The 18,737-nt window shown below is 71.9% G+C and carries 13 protein-coding genes; 5 read left to right on the top strand and 8 right to left on the bottom strand.

Features of this window, described 5'->3' with window-relative positions; genetic code table 11:
* The first annotated feature begins 219 nt into the window (after nucleotides 1–219).
* The 3 genes from ABZX40_RS26325 (at nucleotide 220) to ABZX40_RS26335 (ending at nucleotide 2,292) form a co-directional block, all read left to right on the top strand.
* The gene (locus tag ABZX40_RS26325; RefSeq protein WP_355743366.1) at nucleotides 220–804 is read left to right on the top strand and encodes a hypothetical protein; all 585 of its coding nucleotides are present in this window, start codon (nucleotides 220–222) and stop codon (nucleotides 802–804) included.
* A gap of 431 nt (nucleotides 805–1,235) precedes the next feature.
* Nucleotides 1,236–1,430, top strand: coding sequence for a DUF5999 family protein (locus tag ABZX40_RS26330; RefSeq protein WP_355743369.1), 195 nt, complete (start codon nucleotides 1,236–1,238; stop codon nucleotides 1,428–1,430).
* 289 nt (nucleotides 1,431–1,719) lie between these two features.
* Nucleotides 1,720–2,292, top strand: coding sequence for a universal stress protein (locus tag ABZX40_RS26335; RefSeq protein WP_355743372.1), 573 nt, complete (start codon nucleotides 1,720–1,722; stop codon nucleotides 2,290–2,292).
* Between the two features lie 119 nt (nucleotides 2,293–2,411).
* Here ABZX40_RS26335 and ABZX40_RS26340 read toward each other — a convergent pair whose 3' ends face one another.
* From ABZX40_RS26340 to ABZX40_RS26370, 7 genes are all read right to left on the bottom strand, one after another.
* The gene (locus ABZX40_RS26340; protein WP_355743375.1) at nucleotides 2,412–5,060 is read right to left on the bottom strand and encodes a sensor histidine kinase KdpD; all 2,649 of its coding nucleotides are present in this window, start codon (nucleotides 5,058–5,060) and stop codon (nucleotides 2,412–2,414) included.
* Nucleotides 5,061–5,062: 2 nt separating this feature from the next.
* Nucleotides 5,063–5,746, bottom strand: coding sequence for a response regulator transcription factor (locus ABZX40_RS26345; RefSeq protein WP_355743378.1), 684 nt, complete (start codon nucleotides 5,744–5,746; stop codon nucleotides 5,063–5,065).
* Between the two features lie 180 nt (nucleotides 5,747–5,926).
* Nucleotides 5,927–6,595, bottom strand: coding sequence for a potassium-transporting ATPase subunit C (locus ABZX40_RS26350; protein WP_355743381.1), 669 nt, complete (start codon nucleotides 6,593–6,595; stop codon nucleotides 5,927–5,929).
* 24 nt (nucleotides 6,596–6,619) lie between these two features.
* Complete coding sequence (kdpB, locus tag ABZX40_RS26355; RefSeq protein WP_355743384.1) at nucleotides 6,620–8,716, bottom strand: potassium-transporting ATPase subunit KdpB; 2,097 nt, start codon at nucleotides 8,714–8,716, stop codon at nucleotides 6,620–6,622.
* 155 nt (nucleotides 8,717–8,871) lie between these two features.
* Nucleotides 8,872–10,533, bottom strand: a complete 1,662-nt coding sequence (gene kdpA / locus ABZX40_RS26360) for a potassium-transporting ATPase subunit KdpA (protein ID WP_355743387.1) — start codon at nucleotides 10,531–10,533, stop codon at nucleotides 8,872–8,874.
* Between the two features lie 7 nt (nucleotides 10,534–10,540).
* The gene (gene kdpF / locus ABZX40_RS26365; RefSeq protein WP_171151403.1) at nucleotides 10,541–10,630 is read right to left on the bottom strand and encodes a K(+)-transporting ATPase subunit F; all 90 of its coding nucleotides are present in this window, start codon (nucleotides 10,628–10,630) and stop codon (nucleotides 10,541–10,543) included.
* A gap of 385 nt (nucleotides 10,631–11,015) precedes the next feature.
* On the bottom strand, nucleotides 11,016–12,869 hold the full coding sequence (locus tag ABZX40_RS26370) for an APC family permease (RefSeq protein WP_355743391.1): 1,854 nt from the start codon (nucleotides 12,867–12,869) through the stop codon (nucleotides 11,016–11,018).
* 235 nt (nucleotides 12,870–13,104) lie between these two features.
* On the opposite strand from ABZX40_RS26370, the gene ABZX40_RS26375 reads away from it, so the two are divergent.
* Nucleotides 13,105–13,662 carry a hypothetical protein gene (locus tag ABZX40_RS26375; protein ID WP_355743394.1) on the top strand — a complete coding sequence of 186 codons (558 nt, stop codon included), beginning with the start codon at nucleotides 13,105–13,107 and terminating at the stop codon, nucleotides 13,660–13,662.
* A 162-nt stretch (nucleotides 13,663–13,824) separates the two neighbouring features.
* On the opposite strand, the gene ABZX40_RS26380 is transcribed toward ABZX40_RS26375, so the two are convergent.
* Nucleotides 13,825–16,347: an ATP-binding protein gene (locus ABZX40_RS26380; protein ID WP_355743397.1), complete on the bottom strand. Its 2,523-nt coding sequence runs from the start codon at nucleotides 16,345–16,347 to the stop codon at nucleotides 13,825–13,827.
* A 327-nt stretch (nucleotides 16,348–16,674) separates the two neighbouring features.
* Here ABZX40_RS26380 and ABZX40_RS26385 point away from each other — a divergent pair, with 327 nt between their 5' ends.
* Entirely contained in the window at nucleotides 16,675–18,705 is a 2,031-nt protein-coding gene (locus tag ABZX40_RS26385; protein WP_355743400.1) for an amino acid transporter, read from the top strand.
* The last annotated feature ends 32 nt before the right edge of the window (nucleotides 18,706–18,737 follow it).

Raw genomic sequence — 18,737 nt, forward strand, 5'->3', positions numbered from 1 at the left:
AGCCGAAACACCGCCCGAACAGCGGTCGTATAAACTCCGCGAGCGAGGCTGAAGGCCGGCGCCGGCTCCCCGGGATATTCGCCGTCACGTTCATCCGCACGGGATCTGTCCCGTCGCGCCCCCCGGCACCCCGGCGGGTCTTCCCTCGACCGTGAGCAGACAGCGCCGTCCGCCCCCGCTCTCACGCACCCCTGCCTGTCTAATGAGAGGCGACCCACCATGCCGCTGCATGTCCCGCCGGCTCCCGCGCCCGCTCTTCGCACCGTTCTCACGGCCCTCGGTTCCCCCACCGCGGTCCGTGAGGCCCGAACACCCTCCCTGCGCACCGCCGACGGACCCGTCACCCCCGAACTCCCGCTGCCCGTCCACGTCCTGGACCGGGTGACGCCCGGGGGAGTCTTCGCCACCCGGCTGGCCGGCTGGCGCTTCCTGATCCACAGCGGCGGCCGTGCCGTGGCCGCCGCGGAGACCCGGCTGACCGCCGACGGCTGGGCCTTCTCGCACTTCTTCGAGGGCCCGTACATCGCCTCCACCGAACTCGCCCTGCGCCAGGCGGAAACGCTGCCCGGCCCGTACCAGCCGCGACTGCTGTCCGTACCCAGCCTCTACATGCTCACCCTGTGGCTGCACGGCGACCCCGGCGCGGACGCGACGGCCGGGCACCCCGCGGCGGCCGATCTGCTGGTCCCACTGGCCCCTGCCCCGCCCGGCATCCCCGCCCACCGCCCGCACCGGGCGGGCGAGTTGCTGCCGGTCCTCACCCAGCGGGTGCCCCCGGCCCCGCTGCTGGGCTCACCGGCCTGAGCCGCGCCCTCCCCCGTCGGGCACCCCCACCCCCGCCACGCCCCTCGTACCCCGCCGCCGGACCACCGGCCGCGGGGTACGGCGCTTTCTCCCGCCCCACCCTCACCCCTGCCGCGGCTCCCTTGTGGCATTTCCCGCTCATACGAGCCTCCCCCTCCGCTGAACCCGAGCGGACTAGCCCCATCCGGTCACTGCGAATCACCCGAAAGGGCAGCGCAGTTGAACTGAACCGTCCGGCCGGGTGATGCGTCCTCAACCTGTGAGAAGCGGTGCTGCGAAATCCCTGCGGATCGACGCCCGTGGGGCAACACTGGGTTCGGACCGACTCATCACAACGGGGGGCGGCCATGAACGACGCTTCGAGCCGCGGGACAGCCACACCGACCAGAACTGACACCCCATCCTTCACGACAGAGCGAAAGATCCCACCCATGTGCCAGCACACGCCTCCGTGCCCCACAGCCACCTCCGCCGACCGGGACTCCGCCCGCCTTGTGGCGCACCACCCGGAACAGGGCTGGAGCCTGCTGTGCAACGGGGTGCTGCTCTTCGAGGACACCGGCGAACTGCTGCCGGACGGCCAGATCATCGCCCCGCACCGCCCCCAGGTGGTGACGGCGGCCTGAGCCGGACCGGACGGCCGGACGACAGCACCGCCCGGGAACAACAGGGGCCGGACCGCGGACACACCGCGAACCGGCCCCGACGTGTCTCCAGGGACCGTCACCGCGTGTAGTCGACCGTGTCGGCGGCGGCGTCGGGCATCAGGGACACGCAAGGATCCGCCAGGCCCGCGCCAAGAAGCCGCTACTGCCCTTCATCGCGCGCCCGCGCACGGGTGAGATGGGACCGGCCCCCTCCCGGGCCCGGCCGTGGACACGAGGTCCGCCGCCGCGGGCGACGAACGGTGGAGCGATGTCCGGTAGCGGCGACGGCGGCACAGGTGTCCCTCGGGTCGTGGTGGGGGTGAGCGGTTCCCTCGGCAGCCGCACCGCGCTGTGCCGGGCGGCCGACGAGTCCCGCCGCCGGGGCGCGGAGCTGTGGCCGGTGCTGGCCTGGGAACCGCCGGGCGGCGAACTGGGCGTGGGCCGCAACCCGGCCCCCTGCGTGCTGCTGGACGAAGGGCGCCGGCTGGCCGGACAGCGACTGCTGGGCGTGCTCGCCGACGCGTTCGGCGCCGACGGGCCCGGCGTTCCGATGCGGGCCGTGGTCGCCCGGGGCACCCCCGGTGTCGCCCTGGTGGGGGCGGCCGACCGTGCGGACGACGTGCTGGTCGTCGGGGCGGGCCGACGCAGCCCCTGGCATCGCGCCTTCTCCCGCTCGGTCAGCCGCTACTGCCTGACCCACGCCCTCTGCCCGGTCCTCGCCATCCCGCCCTCACCCCTGGAGGCGGAGCTGACGGCGGTCCACCGCCGGAACACCTGGCGACTGCGGCTGGACACGGGCCGGTTCACCGGCGAACACGAGGACAGACACCAGCGGTCGTGACGCCGGAACCCCGAACGGGACCGGACCACGGCAACACCGTCGCTCCCAGCGGCGGCCCCCCTCGGCACCACGCCCCCAATCCGCCGCCACCCCCACCCCGCAACCCGACCCGCCGCCCCCTACGAAACCCCCGCCACCCGCCCCTCCGGCTCCCCCGGCTCATCCGGCACCCCCGCCGCCTCCCCGGCCACTCCCACCCCCACCGCACCCGAACCTCCCACAGTCCCGACAGTCCCCGCAGCCCCCGCACTCCCCCCGCTCCCCCCACCCCTCCCCACCGCCCGCCGCAGACTCAGCACCATCGTCAACCCACCCCCCGGCGTGTCCTCCGCCGTCAGCGTGCCCCCCATCGCGTCGGCGAAGCCGCGCGCCACCGCCAGCCCGAGACCGACCCCCGTACCGCGCGGGGCGTCACCATGGCGCTGGAACGGCTCGAAGATCCGCTCCTTCGCCTCGTCCGGCACTCCGGGCCCCCGGTCCACCACCCGTACCTCCACCCGCTCCCCCAGCGCACTGGCCGAGACCATGACCACCTCGCGGGTGCTGTACTTCACCGCGTTCTCGACCACATTGGCCACCACCCGCTCCAGCAGCCCCTTGTCCACGACGACCATCGGCAGGGTCTCCGGGATGTCCAGCTCGACGCTGTCCTCGGGCACCCCGCCGAGCGCCATCGGCACCACCTCGTCGAGGTCGATCTCCCGCACGATCGGCGTGACGGTCCCGGTCTGGAGCCGGGACATGTCGAGCAGATTCCCCACCAGATGGTCGAGCCGGTCGGCGCCCTCCTCGATGGCCGCCAGCAACTCCGCCTGATCCTCCTCCGACCAGGCCACGTCGTCCGACCTGAGCGACGAGACCGCCGCCTTGATCCCGGCGAGCGGGGTCCGCAGATCATGGCTGACAGCGGCCAGCAGCGCGGTGCGGATGCGGTTGCCCTCGGCCAGCGCGCGGGCCTGGTGGGCCTCCTCGCGCAGCCGGCGCCGGTCCAGGACCACCGCCGCCTGCGCGGCGAACGCGGCCAGTACCCGGCGGTCCTCGGCAGGCAGCACCCGCCCGGTGAGCGCGAGCGCCATGTGGTCGCCGACGGGGACGTCCACGTCGGCGTCCTCCGGGGACTGGCACGGCCCGCTGCCGACACTGCCCGCGCAGGTCCAGGGCGCGACCTCGCTCTCCCGCTCCAGCAGCGCCACGGACTCCATCGCGAAGGTCTCCCGGACCCGCTCCAGGAGCGCCTCCAGGCTGGTCTCCCCGCGCAGCACGTCCCCGGCGAGGAAGGAGAGTATCTCCGACTCGGCCCGCAGCCGGGCCGCCTGATGGGTGCGCCGGGCGGCGAGATCGACCACCGAGGCCACCGACACGGCGACCCCCACGAAGATCGCGATGGCGACGATGTTCTTGGGATCGGCGATGGTGAGGGTGTGCACGGGCGGGGTGAAGAACCAGTTGAGCAGCAGCGAGCCGGCCACCGCCGAGGCCAGCGCGGGCACCAGTCCGCCGAGCAGCGCCGCCGCCACCGTGAAGGTGAGGAAGAGCAGGACGTCGTTGGCGAGGCCGACGTCCGGGGCGAAGCCGTCGAGCAGGGCGGTGAGCAGCACCGGGCCGAGGACCCCGACGATCCAGCCCCACAGGATCCGGCCCCGCCCCAACCGGGCGCCCCGGGCCACGGGCAGCCCGCGCCCCTTGCCTGCCTCGCCGTGGGTGATCAGATGGACGTCGAGGTCGGGTCCGGACTCGCGGGCGACGGTCGCGCCGACACCCGGCCCGAACGCGTACTGCCAGGTCTTGCGGCGGGAGACGCCCAGCACGATCTGGGTGGCGTTGACGCCCCGCGCGAAGTCCAGGAGGGCGGCGGGGATGTCGTCGCCGACGACATGGTGGAAGGTGCCGCCGAGATCCTCGACCAGGGTGCGCTGGACGGCGAGTTCCTTCGGGGAGCCCCCGGAGAGGCCGTCGCTGCGGGAGATGTAGACGGCGAGGACCTCGCCCCCGGCGCCCTTCTCGGCGAGCCGGGCGGCCCGGCGGATCAGCGTCCGCCCTTCCGGGCCGCCGGTCAGCCCGACCACGATCCGCTCCCGCGAGCCCCATATCTTCGAGACCTGGTGCTCGCTGCGGTACTCGGTCAGATACTCGTCCACCCGGTCGGCGACCCAGAGCAGGGCCAGCTCCCGCAGCGCGGTCAGGTTTCCCGGGCGGAAGTAGTTCGACAGGGCCGCGTCGACCTTGTCCGGCTTGTAGATGTTGCCGTGGGCCATCCGGCGGCGCAGCGCCTCCGGCGACATGTCGACCAGCTCTATCTGATCGGCCCGCCGCACCACCTCGTCCGGCACGGTCTCCTGCTGCCGGACACCCGTGATGGACTCCACCACATCGCCCAGCGACTCCAGATGCTGGATGTTCACGGTCGAGACGACATCGATCCCGGCGGCGAGCAGCTCCCCCACGTCCTGCCACCGCTTGGCGTTGCGCGAGCCCGGGACATTGGTGTGCGCCAGCTCGTCCACGAGGGCCACCTTGGGATGGCGCGCGAGGACCGCGTCCACGTCCATCTCCGTGAACGTCGTGCCCCGGTACTCCAGCTCTCGGCGCGGGATCTGCTCCAGGCCGTGCAGCATCACCTCCGTACGGGGCCGCTCGTGGTGCTCCACGAAGGCGACCACGCAGTCCGTGCCCCGCTCGATGCGCCGATGGGCCTCCGACAGCATCGCGTACGTCTTGCCGACGCCGGGAGCGGCGCCGAGGTAGATCCGCAGCTTGCCGCGTGCCATGTTCATCCTTCGAAGCGGTAACCCATGCCGGGTTCGGTGACGAGATAGCGGGGATGGGAGGGGTCGCTCTCCAGTTTGCGCCGCAACTGGGCCATATAGACCCGCAGATAGTTGCTCTTGTTGCGCTGGGACATCCCCCAGACCTCCTGGAGCAGGAACTTCTGGCTGACCAGCCGCCCGGGGCGGGTCACCAGCAGCTCCAGCAGATGCCATTCGGTCGGGGTGAGCCGGATGTCCCGGCCGTCGCGGACCGCCCGTTTGGCGAGCAGATCGATGGTGAAGTCGGGGGTGGTGACCACGGTGGAACCGGGCGCGGGCACGGTGTCGTCGGTACGGCGGACGGCGGCGCGGAGCCGGGCCATCAGCTCGTCCATGCTGAACGGCTTGGTGACATAGTCGTCGGCCCCGGCGTCGAGGGCGGCCACCTTCTCGTCGGACGCCTGACGGGCCGACAGCACCAGGATCGGCACCCGGCTCCAGCCGCGCAGCGCCCGGATCACCTCGACGCCGTCCATGTCGGGCAGTCCGAGGTCGAGCATCACCACATCGGGCTGCCGGGCCGCCGCCAGCCGCAGCGCGGTCGCGCCGTCGGTGGCGGAGTCCACCCCGTACTGCCGTGCCTGCATATTGATCACGAGGGCCCGGACGAGCTGCGGGTCGTCCTCGACCACCAGCACGCGAGTCATGGGCGTGCGCCTTTCCTGTCGTACGGGAGGGGGTCGTCGTACGGGAACGGGTCGGACGGCGTCGCGCCGGAAGGAGCCGGACCCGGTCAGGTGGGGACGGCGGCGGGAGCCGGCGGGGCCGGGGTGTCCCGGGCCGCCGGCTCCCGTACCGGCCGGAGGGCGTCCTGCGCGGGTCCCGGGTCAGGTGCCCGCGACGAGTTCCCTGAGCGCGATGTTGAGTTCGAGGACATTGACCCGCGGCTCGCCGATGAAGCCGAGGGTGCGGCCCTCGGTGTGCGCGTCGACCAGGCGCTGCACCTCGTCCACCGGCAGCCCGTTGCGCTCGGCGACCCGGTGGACCTGGAGGTCGGCGTACGCGGGGGAGATGTCCGGGTCCAGTCCGGAGCCGGAGGAGGTCACCGCGTCCGCCGGGACCTCGGAGGGCCGGACGGTGTGGCCGGGCACGGAGTTGTCCTTGACGACGGCGGCCTTGGCGTCGGTCACCCACTGGATCAGCTCGGGGTTGTCGCCGGAGCGGTTGGTGGCCCCGGAGAGGATGAGCTGGTACTGGGTGTTGACGCTGTTGGCGCCGAGCCCGTTCTGCGGACGGCCCTGGAACCACTTGAGGTCCGGCTCCGGGGTCTCCTGGCCCTCCCCCAGCGGCAGGTTGTACGCCTGCCCGATCAGGGAGGAGCCGACGACCTCGCCGTCCGCCGTGACCTCCGAGCCGTTGGCCGAGTCGCGGAACAGGCCCTGGGCGATCCCGGTGACGGCGAGGGGGTAGATCACGCCGGTCACCAGGGTCAGCATGAGCAGGGCGCGCAGGCCGGCCCCGAGCAGCCGGGCGGTGTTGGTTACGGAGTTGTTCATGGCGATCACCACGCTTTCGAAAAGTTACAGCCCGGGGATGAGGGAGATGAGCAGGTCGATGAGCTTGATGCCGATGAAGGGCGCGATCAGCCCGCCGAGGCCGTAGATCCCGAGATTGCGGCGGAGCATCTTGTCGGCGCTGACCGGCCGGTACTGCACGCCCCGCAGGGACAGCGGCACCAGCGCGATGATGATCAGCGCGTTGAAGACGACGGCCGACAGGATCGCCGAGTCCGGTGAGGACAGCTGCATGATGTTCAGCTTGTCCAGGCCCGGGTAGACCGCCGCGAACAGCGCCGGGATGATCGCGAAGTACTTCGCGACGTCATTGGCGATGGAGAAGGTCGTCAGCGCGCCCCGGGTGATCAGGAGCTGCTTGCCGATCTCCACGATCTCGATGAGCTTGGTCGGGTTGGAGTCGAGGTCGACCATGTTGCCGGCCTCCTTGGCGGCCGACGTACCGGTGTTCATGGCGACACCGACGTCCGCCTGGGCCAGGGCCGGGGCGTCATTGGTGCCGTCACCGGTCATCGCGACCAGCTTGCCGCCGGCCTGCTCCCGCTTGATGAGGGCCATCTTGTCCTCGGGGGTGGCCTCGGCGAGGAAGTCGTCGACACCGGCCTCCTGGGCGATGGCCTTGGCGGTGAGCGGGTTGTCGCCGGTGATCATGACGGTCTTGATGCCCATCTGGCGCAGTTCCTCGAACCGCTCGCGCATCCCCTCCTTGACCACGTCCTTGAGGTGGATGACCCCGAGGACACGGGCGCCGTCGGTGTCCTCCACGGCGACCAGCAGCGGGGTGCCCCCGGCCCCGGAGATCTCGTCGACGATCCGGCCGGCGTCCTCGGCGGTCTCGCCGCCGTGCTCCCGCACCCAGGCGATCACCGAACCGGCGGCGCCCTTGCGGACCCTGCGGCCGTCGACGTCGACGCCGGACATCCGGGTCTGCGCGGTGAACGCGATCCACTCGGCCTGGGTCAGCTCGCCCTGGTGGCGTTCGCGCAGCCCGTACTTCTCCTTGGCGAGGACGACGATGGAGCGGCCCTCGGGGGTCTCGTCGGCCAGCGAGGAGAGCTGGGCGGCGTCCGCGAGTTCGGGCCCGGTGGTGCCCCGGACCGGGACGAACTCGGCGGCCTGGCGGTTGCCGAGGGTGATGGTGCCGGTCTTGTCGAGGAGCAGCGTGGAGACATCACCGGCCGCCTCGACCGCGCGCCCCGACATGGCCAGCACATTGCGCTGGACCAGCCGGTCCATGCCCGCGATGCCGATCGCGGAGAGCAGTGCGCCGATGGTGGTCGGGATGAGACAGACCAGCAGGGCGACCAGCACCACCATGGACAGTTCGGTGCCCGCGTAGGCGGCGAGCGGCGGGAGGGTGGCGACGGCGAGCAGGAAGACGATGGTCAGCGAGGCCAGCAGGATGTTCAGCGCGATCTCGTTGGGTGTCTTCTGCCGGGCGGCGCCCTCGACCAGGCTGATCATCCGGTCGATGAAGGTCTCGCCCGGCTTGGTGGTGATCTTGACGACGATCCGGTCGGAGAGCACCTTGGTGCCGCCGGTGACCGCGCTGCGGTCGCCGCCGGACTCCCGGATGACCGGGGCGGACTCGCCGGTGATGGCGGACTCGTCGACCGAGGCGACACCCTCGATGACATCGCCGTCGCCGGGGATGATGTCCCCGGCCTCGCACACCACCTGGTCGCCGATCCTCAGCTCGGTGCCGGGCACCTGCTCCTCGCGCGCGCCGGTCAGCCGACGGGCGACGGTGTCGGTCTTGGCCTTGCGCAGGGTGTCGGCCTGCGCCTTGCCGCGGCCCTCGGCGACCGCCTCCGCCAGATTGGCGAAGATCACGGTCAGCCAGAGCCAGGCACTGATGGCCCAGCCGAACCAGTCGCCGGGGTCGGTGAAGGTGAACACGGTGGTGAGGATCGAGCCGACCCAGACCACGAACATCACGGGCGACTTGACCATGATCCGCGGGTCGAGCTTGCGCAGGGCGTCCGGCAGCGACCTGACGAGCTGCCCGGCGTCGAAGAGGCCCGCGCCGACACGGCCCTCGGCGGACTTGCGCCCGGTGGGCACATCGCTGTGCGGCGCCCGGGTCGGGGTGGGTGTGGACATCGATGCCCCTTGCTGCTGCTTCTGCTGCTGCTTCTGCTCGGAAATCGCGGGATTCGCGGGGTTGGAAGGGTCCGCGGGGTTGGAGGGGTCCGCGGCGTCCGCGGAGTGAGCGGCGTCCGACGACCGGTCGTCCGGGCGGTGTATGGGCGCCGACATCACGCCAGCCCTTCGGCCAGCGGGCCCAGCGCGAGCGCCGGGAAGTACGTCAGGCCGGTGACGATGATGATCGTGCCGACCAGCAGCCCGGAGTACATCGGCTTGTCGGTGCGCAGGGTTCCGGCGGTCTCCGGGACCGGTTTCTGCTCGGCGAGCGACCCGGCCAGCGCCAGGACGAACACCATGGGCAGGAAGCGGCCCAGCAGCATGGCGACGCCGAGGGTGCTGTTGAACCACTGGGTGTCCGCGTTCAGCCCGGCGAAGGCCGAGCCGTTGTTGTTCGACGCGGAGGTGTAGGCGTACAGGATCTCGGAGAAGCCGTGCGCGCCGGAGTTGGTCATGGAGTTGCCCGGGGTGGGCAGGGCCAGGGCGAAGGCGGTGAAGACCAGGACCAGGGCCGGGGTGATCAGGATGTAGCAGGCGGCGAGCTTGATCTCGCGGGCGCCGATCTTCTTGCCCAGGTACTCGGGGGTGCGGCCGACCATCAGCCCGGCGATGAACACCGCGATGATCGCCATGATCAGCATGCCGTAGAGGCCGGAGCCGACACCGCCGGGCGCGATCTCGCCGAGCATCATGCCCAGCATGGCGATGCCGCCGCCGAGTCCGGTGTAGGAGGAGAGGAAGGCGTCCACCGCGCCGGTGGAGGTGAGGGTGGTGGCCACGCCGAAGATCGAGGAGGCGCCGACGCCGAAGCGGACCTCCTTGCCCTCGTAGGCACCCTGGGCGATCTCGAACGCCTCGCCGCTGTGGTGGAACTCGGTCCACATCATCAGGGCGGTGAAGCCGAGCCAGATGGTGGCCATGGTGGCGAGGATCGCGTAGCCCTGCTTGACCGAGCCGACCATCACACCGAAGGCGCGGGTCATGGCGAACGGGATGACCAGGATCAGGAAGATCTCGAAGAGGTTGGAGAACGGCGTCGGGTTCTCGAAGGGGTGGGCGCTGTTGGCGTTGAAGTAACCGCCGCCGTTGGTGCCCAGTTCCTTGATGGCCTCCTGGGAGGCGACCGCGCCGCCGTTCCACTCCTGCGAGCCGCCCATGAACTGGCCGACCTCGTGGATCCCGGAGAAGTTCTGGATCGCCCCGCAGGCGACCAGCACGACGGCCCCGACGAACGCCAGCGGCACCAGGATGCGGACGGTGCCGCGCACCAGGTCGGCCCAGAAGTTCCCCAGGTCACCGGTCCGCGACCGGGCGAAGCCGCGCACCAGGGCGACGGCGACGGCCATACCGACGGCGGCGGAGACGAAGTTCTGCACCGCGAGACCGCCGGTCTGCACGAGCGGGCCCATGGCCTGTTCGCCGTAGTACGACTGCCAGTTGGTGTTGGTGACGAAGGAGACGGCGGTGTTGAACGCCTGGTCCGGGTCGATGGAGGCGAAGCCCAGCGAGCCGGGCAGCACCCCCTGGAGCCGCTGGAGGAGGTAGAGGAAGAGAACGCCGGCGGCGGAGAAGGCGAGAACTCCGCGCAGATAGGCGGGCCAGCGCATCTCGGCGTCGGGGTTGGCGCCGACGCCCTTGTAGATCCACTTCTCCACCCGCAGATGCCGGTCGGAGGAGTAGACCCTGGCGATGTAGTTGCCGAGCGGTACGTAGACCACCGCGAGCGCGCCGATCAGCGCGAGCAGCTGAAGGACGCCGGCGAGTACGGGACCCATGTGCGGCTCAGAACCTCTCCGGGAAGATCAGCGCGAGGACGAGATAGCCCAGCAGGGCGACGGCGACGATGAGGCCGACGATGTTTTCGACGCTCACAGCTTCGTCACCCCCTTGGCGACGAGAGCCACCAGCGCGAAGAGCGCGAGCGTGGCGACGACGAAGGCCACATCGGCCATCGTGAGCTCCTGGAGTCGAGGTGCGAGCGGGACGGTGGGACAAGAACGGTGGGACAGAACGGTGGGACGGGAACGGTGGGACAGGAACGACTGGACCGGACGTCGGACGGGAGCCGCCGAACGGGAACGGTTTGAGGAAACAGCCTGTTTGGCCGGTTCCGACCGCCGTTGACGGGTCCCATACGGAGCCCCGCACCCCTTTGACGGGACCCATACGGCGGACGGGCGCAGGCACCGACCGGCCCTGACCCCGCGCCGCTGCTCCACCACAAGAGTCCACCACGGAGTGTTAGCTCAGCGTTACGTTACGCAAGCGGGCCTCGCCCGAGCCGGAACCGCAACCGGCAGATCACCGCGTCGGTGTCGCGGCGCACGGCATGGGCGACGATCGCGCCCCGCTGGTTCTGGAGCAGCCGCTGCCACAGCCGTTCGGGCTCGGTCTCCGCGACCAGCACGGTGACCCGGGTGCCGGGCGCGGCGGACAGCTCCCGGACATAGGCGGCGATCGGGCGGCCCAGGGTGCGCCGCTCGCTGCTCAGCCGGACCAGGGGCACCCCGGGGTCCCAGTCGGCCCAGGCGCGCTCCAGGGCGTGGCTGTGGGCCCGGTCCTCGGGGTCCGGGTAGCAGACGGTCACCGCGCGGACCTCGTCGCCGAGCGAGCGGGCCGCGGTGAGCGCCTCGGAGGTGAGCCGGGACAGGGTGGACACCGGCACGACCACGATGGACCGGTCCCGGCGCGGCGGCTCGGGCACCCGGCCGAGGCCGAGCCGCTCCCCGATCCGGGTGTACGCCCGGTGCACGGCCCGGAAGGCCACCACCAGCACCGGCAGCGCGACCACCACCAGCCAGGCGCCCTCGTCGAACTTGGTGGCGGTGACGACGATCGCGGCGACCCCGGTGAGGGTGCCGCCGAACCCGTTCAGCAGCGCCTTGCCCCGCCAGCGCGGACCGCGCTCCAGCCGCCAGTGCCGGACCATGCCGATCTGGGCGATGGTGAAGCCGATGAAGACGCCGATGGCGAAGAGCGGCACCAGGGTGTTGGTGTCGCCGCCGGAGAACAGCAGCAGCGCGGCGGAGACCAGGGCGAGGGCGAGCACCCCGTGCCGGTGGACCTGGCGGTCGGCCTTCAGCGCGAAGACATGCGGGAGGTAGTTGTCCCGGGCGAGCAGCTTCAGCAGCACCGGCAGCCCGCCGAAGGAGGTGTTGGCGGAGAGCGCCAGCAGCACCATCGTCGCGAACTGAACCACGTAGAAGGCCCAGTTGTGGCCGAGGGAGGCGTCGGCGAGCTGGGCGAGGACGGTGACGCCCTCGACCGGCTGGAGGCCGAACCGTGAGATCAGCACCGACAGCCCGATCAGCATCACGCCGAGCACCGCGCCGAGGGCGACCTCCGCGTGCTGCGCCCGCTTGGCGCGCGGCGCCCGGAAGGACGGCACGGCGTTGGCGATGGCCTCGACGCCGGTGAGGGCGGAGCAGCCGGAGGCGAAGGCCTTCAGCAGCAGCAGCGCGCCGACGGTGGTCGCGTTGTCGGAGAGCACGGAGGCATGCCCGGCGGCGGCTTCGGTACTGACCGGCTCCGACCGGAACAGACCGACCCCGATCAGCACCAGGATCGACCCGACGAACACGACGGTCGGCACGATGAACGCCCGCGCCGAGTCCACGATCCCGCGCAGATTCACCGCCGTGATCAGCACCAGCACGGCCAGGCACAGCCACAGCCGGTCGGCGTAGAGGGAGGGGAAGGCGGAGGTCAGCGCGGCCACCCCGGCGGTGACGGCGACGGCCACATTGAGCACGTAGTCCAGCACCAGCGACCCGGCGGCGACGAGGCTGGTCCGCACCCCCAGATGCCGCCGGGCCACCGCGTACGACCCTCCCCCGTCCGGAAAGGCCGCGATGACCTGCCGGTACGAGGCGACGAGCACGGCCAGCAGTCCGGCGATGGCGAGGGTCACCGGCAGGGTGAACCCGAGGCCGTGCGCCCCGGCGGCGGCCAGCACCAGCACGATCGCCTCGGGCCCGTACGCCACCGACGCCATGGCGTCCAGCGACAGTGCGGCAAGGCCCGTGACGGCGGTGAGGCGGTGCCGCTCACCGGTATCGGGCGGTTCCTCCCCGACGGGGGCGGCGCCCGGTGCGGCGGTCAGTACGGACATGGGGTGGGTGCTCCTTCGGGCGGTGGGTGGGGGGTGCCCTCAGCGTGGGACCCGTTCCGGCCGCCGCCGAGGGACCCTTGCGCGTTCTTCGCGCGGCAGGCCCGGACCCTGACGGGGTCTTGACGGGACCTCGCTCCCGCGGTGCCGTCTCCCCGGCGTCAAGAAGGCACCGGGTCCCGTCAAAGTGCCGTCAAGCCACCCGGCGCCCGACCCCGGGATCCCTACCGTCGGTCCTATGGGACACCGAGGCGACGCACGTCGTGAACGGCCCGGCCCACCCGCGCGACCGCCCGGCCCGGTGGTGTACGACCACTGCTGGCGGCGCGCGTCACGTGGTGCGGTGCGCTGCTCGGCCGCGCTGCTCGCCCTGCTCCTGGCCGTCGACGGACTCGCCGGAACACTGGACGCGGAACGCGCCCTCCTCTGGACCGGGCTGGCCCTGCTCCTGTTCGTGATCCTGCTGCCGCCCCGGCTGTCGGCGGGCGAGGGCTGGCTCGCCTCCCGCACCCTCCTGGGCACCCGTCAGATCCGTACGGATCTCCTGGTCTCGGTCCGGTGCCGGGACGGCGTCTCCCAGCGGCTCATCCTGCGCGACACCCTCGGCAACCGCGTCGAGATCGACCCGCGCGCCCTCACCGCCGACCCGGCCCTGTGGCACCACATCGACACGGGCGCGCGCCGCTCGGTGGCCAGGGGAACCCTCCACTACGGCACACCGGACCTACGACGCCTGTCGACCCGGATCGACGGGGAGACGGCGCGGGGAGTGTTCAGGGTGTCGGGGCTGGACTGAACGGCGTGCTGCGCCAGCCCGCCCGGCCCCGGCGCCATGCCCCGCCCCCGGCCCCGGCCCGGCCCCACCCCCGGCCCGGCCCCGGCGTCACGCTCCGCTCCCGGCCCCACCTCCAACACGTCGGCCCCGTCAGCCCGTCGAACCCCCCGGCCCCTCAGCCCCCTAAGCCCCCTCAGCCCCCTCCCCCACCACCGGCAACCCGACCGGCTCCCCCACCCGCCCCGCCAACGGCAACGACACCACCATCGTCAGCCCACCCCCCGGCGTGTCCTCCGGCATCACCGTGCCGTTCATCGCCTCCGTCAGCCCCCGGGCGAGGGCCAGCCCCAGCCCGAGACCGGTCGTGTTGTCCGTGTCGCCGAACCGCTGGAACGGCTCGAACAGCCGCTCCCGTCCCGCCACCGGCAGCCCCGGCCCCCGGTCCACCACCCGTACCTCCACCCGCCCCGCCAGCACACTCGCCGTCACCAGCACCACCCCGCCCGCCGGAGTGTGCCGGACGGCGTTCTCGGCGAGGTTGGCGAGCACCCGCTCCAGCAGCGGCGGATCGACCAGCACCTGCGGCACCCGCTCCACCTCCCGCACCTCGACCGACCCCAGCTCCGCGAGCGCCGCCGGCAGCACCTCCTCCAGCGCGGTCGGCCGCAGCTTCAGGGTCAGCACCCCCGCCTCCAGCCGGCTGAGATCGAGCAGGTTCTCCACCAGCCGGCTCAGCTTGGCCATGGACTCGTCGGCGGTGGCGAGCAGCTCGTCCCGGTCCTCCTCGCTCCAGCGCACCTCCTGGCTGCGCAGCGAGGTGACCGCCGCCCAGCCCGCCGCGAGCGGGGTCCGCAGATCGTGCCCGACGGCCCGCAGCAGCGCCGTACGCATCCGGTCGGCGGCCCGTACCGGCTCCACCTCGGCCGCCGCCTCCGCCAGCCGCGCCCGCTCCACCGCCGATCCGACATGCGCGGCGAACGCGGCCAGCACCCGCCGCTCCGACGACGACCGCGCTCCCCCACGCAGCACCAGAAATCCCCCGGGCCCGGCCGGTACGACAGTGGCTCCGCCGGTGTCCACCGGGTCCTCGACCAGTTCCACCGAGTCCGCCCCGAAGGTCTCCCGGGTCCGTTCCAGCAGGGCGGGTATCGTCTGCCCGCCCCGGACGATGCTGCCGGCCAGCGACGACATGGTCTCCGCCTCGGCGGTCGCCCGCGCGGCCCGCCGGGACAGCCGCAGCGACCGGTCGACGACCCCCGCCACCACCGCCGCGACCAGCGCGAACACCCCCAGCGCGAGCAGCGCATCGGGGTCGTCCAGGGTGAAGTGTCCGATGGGCGGGATGAACCAGTAGTTGAGGAGCAGGGACGCGGTGACGGACGCGATCACCGCCGAGACCACACCCCCTATGCAGGCCACCCCCACCACCATCAGCAGGAACAGCAGCGCCTCGCTGGTCAGACTGACCGAACCGCGGAGCTGCGCCAGCACCAGCGTCAGCAGCACCGGCAGCACCAGCCCCGCGACCGGCCCGGCGATCATCCGGGCCCGCGAGAGGGTGCGCCGCCGCGACGGCAGCGGCGTGCCGCGCCCGGCCCGCTCATGGGTGACCTGGTGGACGTCGATGTCCCCGGACAGCGCCACCACCCGCTCCCCGGTGCCGAGCCCGGTCAGAAACCGCTCCAGCCGCCCCCGTCGGCTGGATCCGAGGACGAGCTGGGTGGCGTTCTCGGTCCGCGCGAACTCCACCAGCGCCGCCGCCGCATCGTGCCCCACCACCGAGTGGTAGCTGCCGCCGAGGTCCTCCACCAGCCGCCGCTGCCGGGCGAGCGAGGCGTGCGACACCCCGGCCGCGAGCCCGTCGCTGCGCGCCACATGGACGGCGAGCAGTTCCCCGCCGCCCGACCGGGCCGCGATCCGGGCCGCCCGCCGCACCAGGGTGTCCCCCTCGGGCCCGCCGGTCAGCGCGACCACCACCCGCTCCCGGGTCTCCCACACCCCGCCGATGGCGTGCTCGGCGCGGTAGCGCTGAAGGGCCTCGTCCACCCGGTCGGCGGTCCACAGCAGCGCGAGCTGCCGCAGCGCGGCCAGATTCCCGGGCCGGAAGTAGCTGGCGAGCGCCGCGTCGACGCGCTCCGGCGGCCAGATGTCCCCGTGCGCCATCCGCCGCCGCAACCGCTCCGGCGGCACATCCACCAACTCGACCTCCGCCGCCCGCCGTACGACGTCATCGGGGACCGTCTCGTGCTGCGGCACCCCGGTGATCTTCTCGACCACGTCCTTGAGCGACTCCAGCTGGTGCACATCGACGGCGGTGATCACATCGATCCCGGCGTCGAGCAGCGCCTCCACGTCCTGCCACCGCTTGGCGTGCGCCGCGCCCCGCCCGTTGCTGTGGGCCAGCTCGTCCACCACCACGACCCGGGGCGCCCGCGTCAGCACGGCGCCGAGATCCAGCGCCGCATCCACCGCCCCACCCCGAACGCCCCACCCCACACCCACACTCCCGCCCCCGCTCCCCACCACTTCCAGCCCATCGAGCAGCCTCTCCACCGCCGCCCGGCCATGGCAGGCGGCGGCCCCCACCACCACATCCGCACCCCGCGCCGCCCGGCTCCCGGCCTCGTCGAGCATGCGAGTGGTCTTGCCCACCCCGGGAGCGGCCCCGAGGTACACCTTCAGTCGTCCACGCCGTACGTCGTCCATCACTCCTCAATGAACCGCCGCCCGGACCGTCCGACGGCCCTCTTGACGCGTTACTGGCGCCACCTCCGAGGACGTTGACATCGTCTTGACGACCGTCCCCTGGCCCTCCGCCTCGCGGACCGCCCCCCATCCGGCCCAACCCCCACCCCCCAGCAACCGCCCCCACCCGCACCCGCCCCCACCTCACACCCTCCCTCCCCCTCCCCCACGCCCCTGCCGCCCCCACCCCTCACACCCCGAAGCCAACCGATCACCCTCCGCCTACCCTGAACCCACCGCCCGCGTGATGGCCGAAAACCCTCGCCGCCCCACCCCAGGAGCACGCCGATGGCCGCCGCCAAGCCCCCACCGCCCGGCCGACTGCGCCGGTGGCTGCTGGAGGGCCTGTCCGACATCAGCAAGAACCACGGCCCCAACGGCACAGGCGACGGCGGCACGAGCGAGCGAACCGGCCAACCGGACCAACCAGACCGGGACCAAGACCAGAACCAGGACCGGAGCAAAGGCGGGACCCAGCCCACGGACGGCCGCCCCTGGTACCGCGTCATGTGCCTGACCGGCGTCGACTACTTCTCGACCCTCGGCTACCAGCCCGGCATCGCCGCCCTCGCCGCCGGCCTGCTCTCCCCGGTCGCCACCGTCGTGCTGGTGCTGGTCACCCTCGCGGGCGCGCTGCCGGTCTACCGCCGGGTCGCCGAGGAGAGCCCGCACGGCCAGGGCTCGATCGCGATGCTGGAACGTCTGCTGTCCTTCTGGAAGGGCAAGCTGTTCGTCCTCACCCTGCTCGGCTTCGCCGCGACGGACTTCCTGATCACCATCACCCTCTCCGCCGCCGACGCCGCCACCCATCTCATCGAGAACCCGCATCTGAACAGCGCCCTGCAACACCAGCAGCTGCTGATCACCCTGATCCTGATCGCCCTGCTCGGCGCGGTGTTCCTGAAGGGCTTCCTCCAGGCGATCGGTGTCGCCGTCGCCCTGGTCGGTATCTATCTCACCCTGAACGCGGTCGTGGTCGTCAGCGGTCTGTGGCATGTCCTGACCGAGGGCCATGTGGTGACCGACTGGGTGACCGCCCTCACCGCCGAGCACGGCAATGTCCTGGCGATGATCGGCGTCGCCCTGATCGTCTTCCCCAAACTGGCCCTGGGCCTGTCCGGCTTCGAGACCGGCGTCGCGGTGATGCCGCATGTCAGGGGCGACCCCGGCGAGACCGAGGAGAACCCCCGGGGCCGTATCCGCGACACCAAGAGGCTGCTCACCACCGCCGCCGTGATCATGAGCTGCTTCCTGATCACCACCAGTTTCATCACCACGCTCCTGATCCCCGCCCCGGAGTTCGAGCCGGGCGGCCAGGCCAACGGCCGTGCCCTCGCCTATCTGGCCCACGCGTATCTGGGCAGCGCCTTCGGCACGGTCTACGACATCTCCACCATCGCCATCCTCTGGTTCGCCGGCGCCTCCGCCATGGCAGGTCTGCTCAACCTCATGCCCCGCTATCTCCCCCGCTACGGCATGGCCCCGCACTGGGCGGGCGCGGTCCGCCCGATGGTCCTCGTCTTCACCCTGATCGCCTTCCTGGTGACCTGGCTCTTCGACGCCAGCGTGGACGCCCAGGGCGGCGCCTACGCCACCGGTGTCCTGGTGCTGATCAGCTCGGCCGCCATCGCCGTCACCATCGCCGCCCACCGGGCCGGCCAGCGCAGATGGTTCCTGAGCTTCGCCGTGATCGCGGCGGTCTTCCTCTACACGACCGTGCTGAACGTCATCGAACGCCCGGACGGTGTGAAGATCGGCGCCTGCTTCATCGCCGGGATCATGATCCTCTCGTTCGCCTCCCGGCTGACCCGCGCCTTCGAGCTACGGGTGACCGGCGTGACCCTCGATCCGATGGCGGCGCGCTTCGTACGGGATGTGGCCAGCCGCAAGATCCGGCTGATCGCCAACGAGCCCGACCGGCGCGATCTCGCCGAGTACCGGGACAAGATCGAGCAGATCCGCCAGGACAACGATGTGACGGGCCCGGAGGACTTCGTCTTCGTGGAGGTGACGGTCACCGACCCCTCCGAGTTCGAGGCCGTCCTGACGGTCCACGGCGAGGTCCTGCACCACCGCTACCGCGTACTGACCCTGGAGTCCTCGTCCGTCCCCAACGCGCTGGCCGCCCTGCTGCTACACATCCGGGACACCACCGGCCGGATCCCGCACATCTACTTCGAGTGGACCGAGGGCACCCCGTTCGCCAACTTCCTGCGCTTCTTCCTCTTCGGCCAGGGCGAGGTGGCCCCCGTCACCCGAGAGGTCCTCCGCGAAGCGGAACCCGACCGCACCCGCCGCCCAAAGGTCCACGCGGGCTGACCCCGCCTCTCTCCCCCGAACGACTGAACGAG

The sequence above is a fragment of the Streptomyces sp. NPDC004610 genome, assembly GCF_040609715.1.
Lineage (GTDB): Bacteria > Actinomycetota > Actinomycetes > Streptomycetales > Streptomycetaceae > Streptomyces.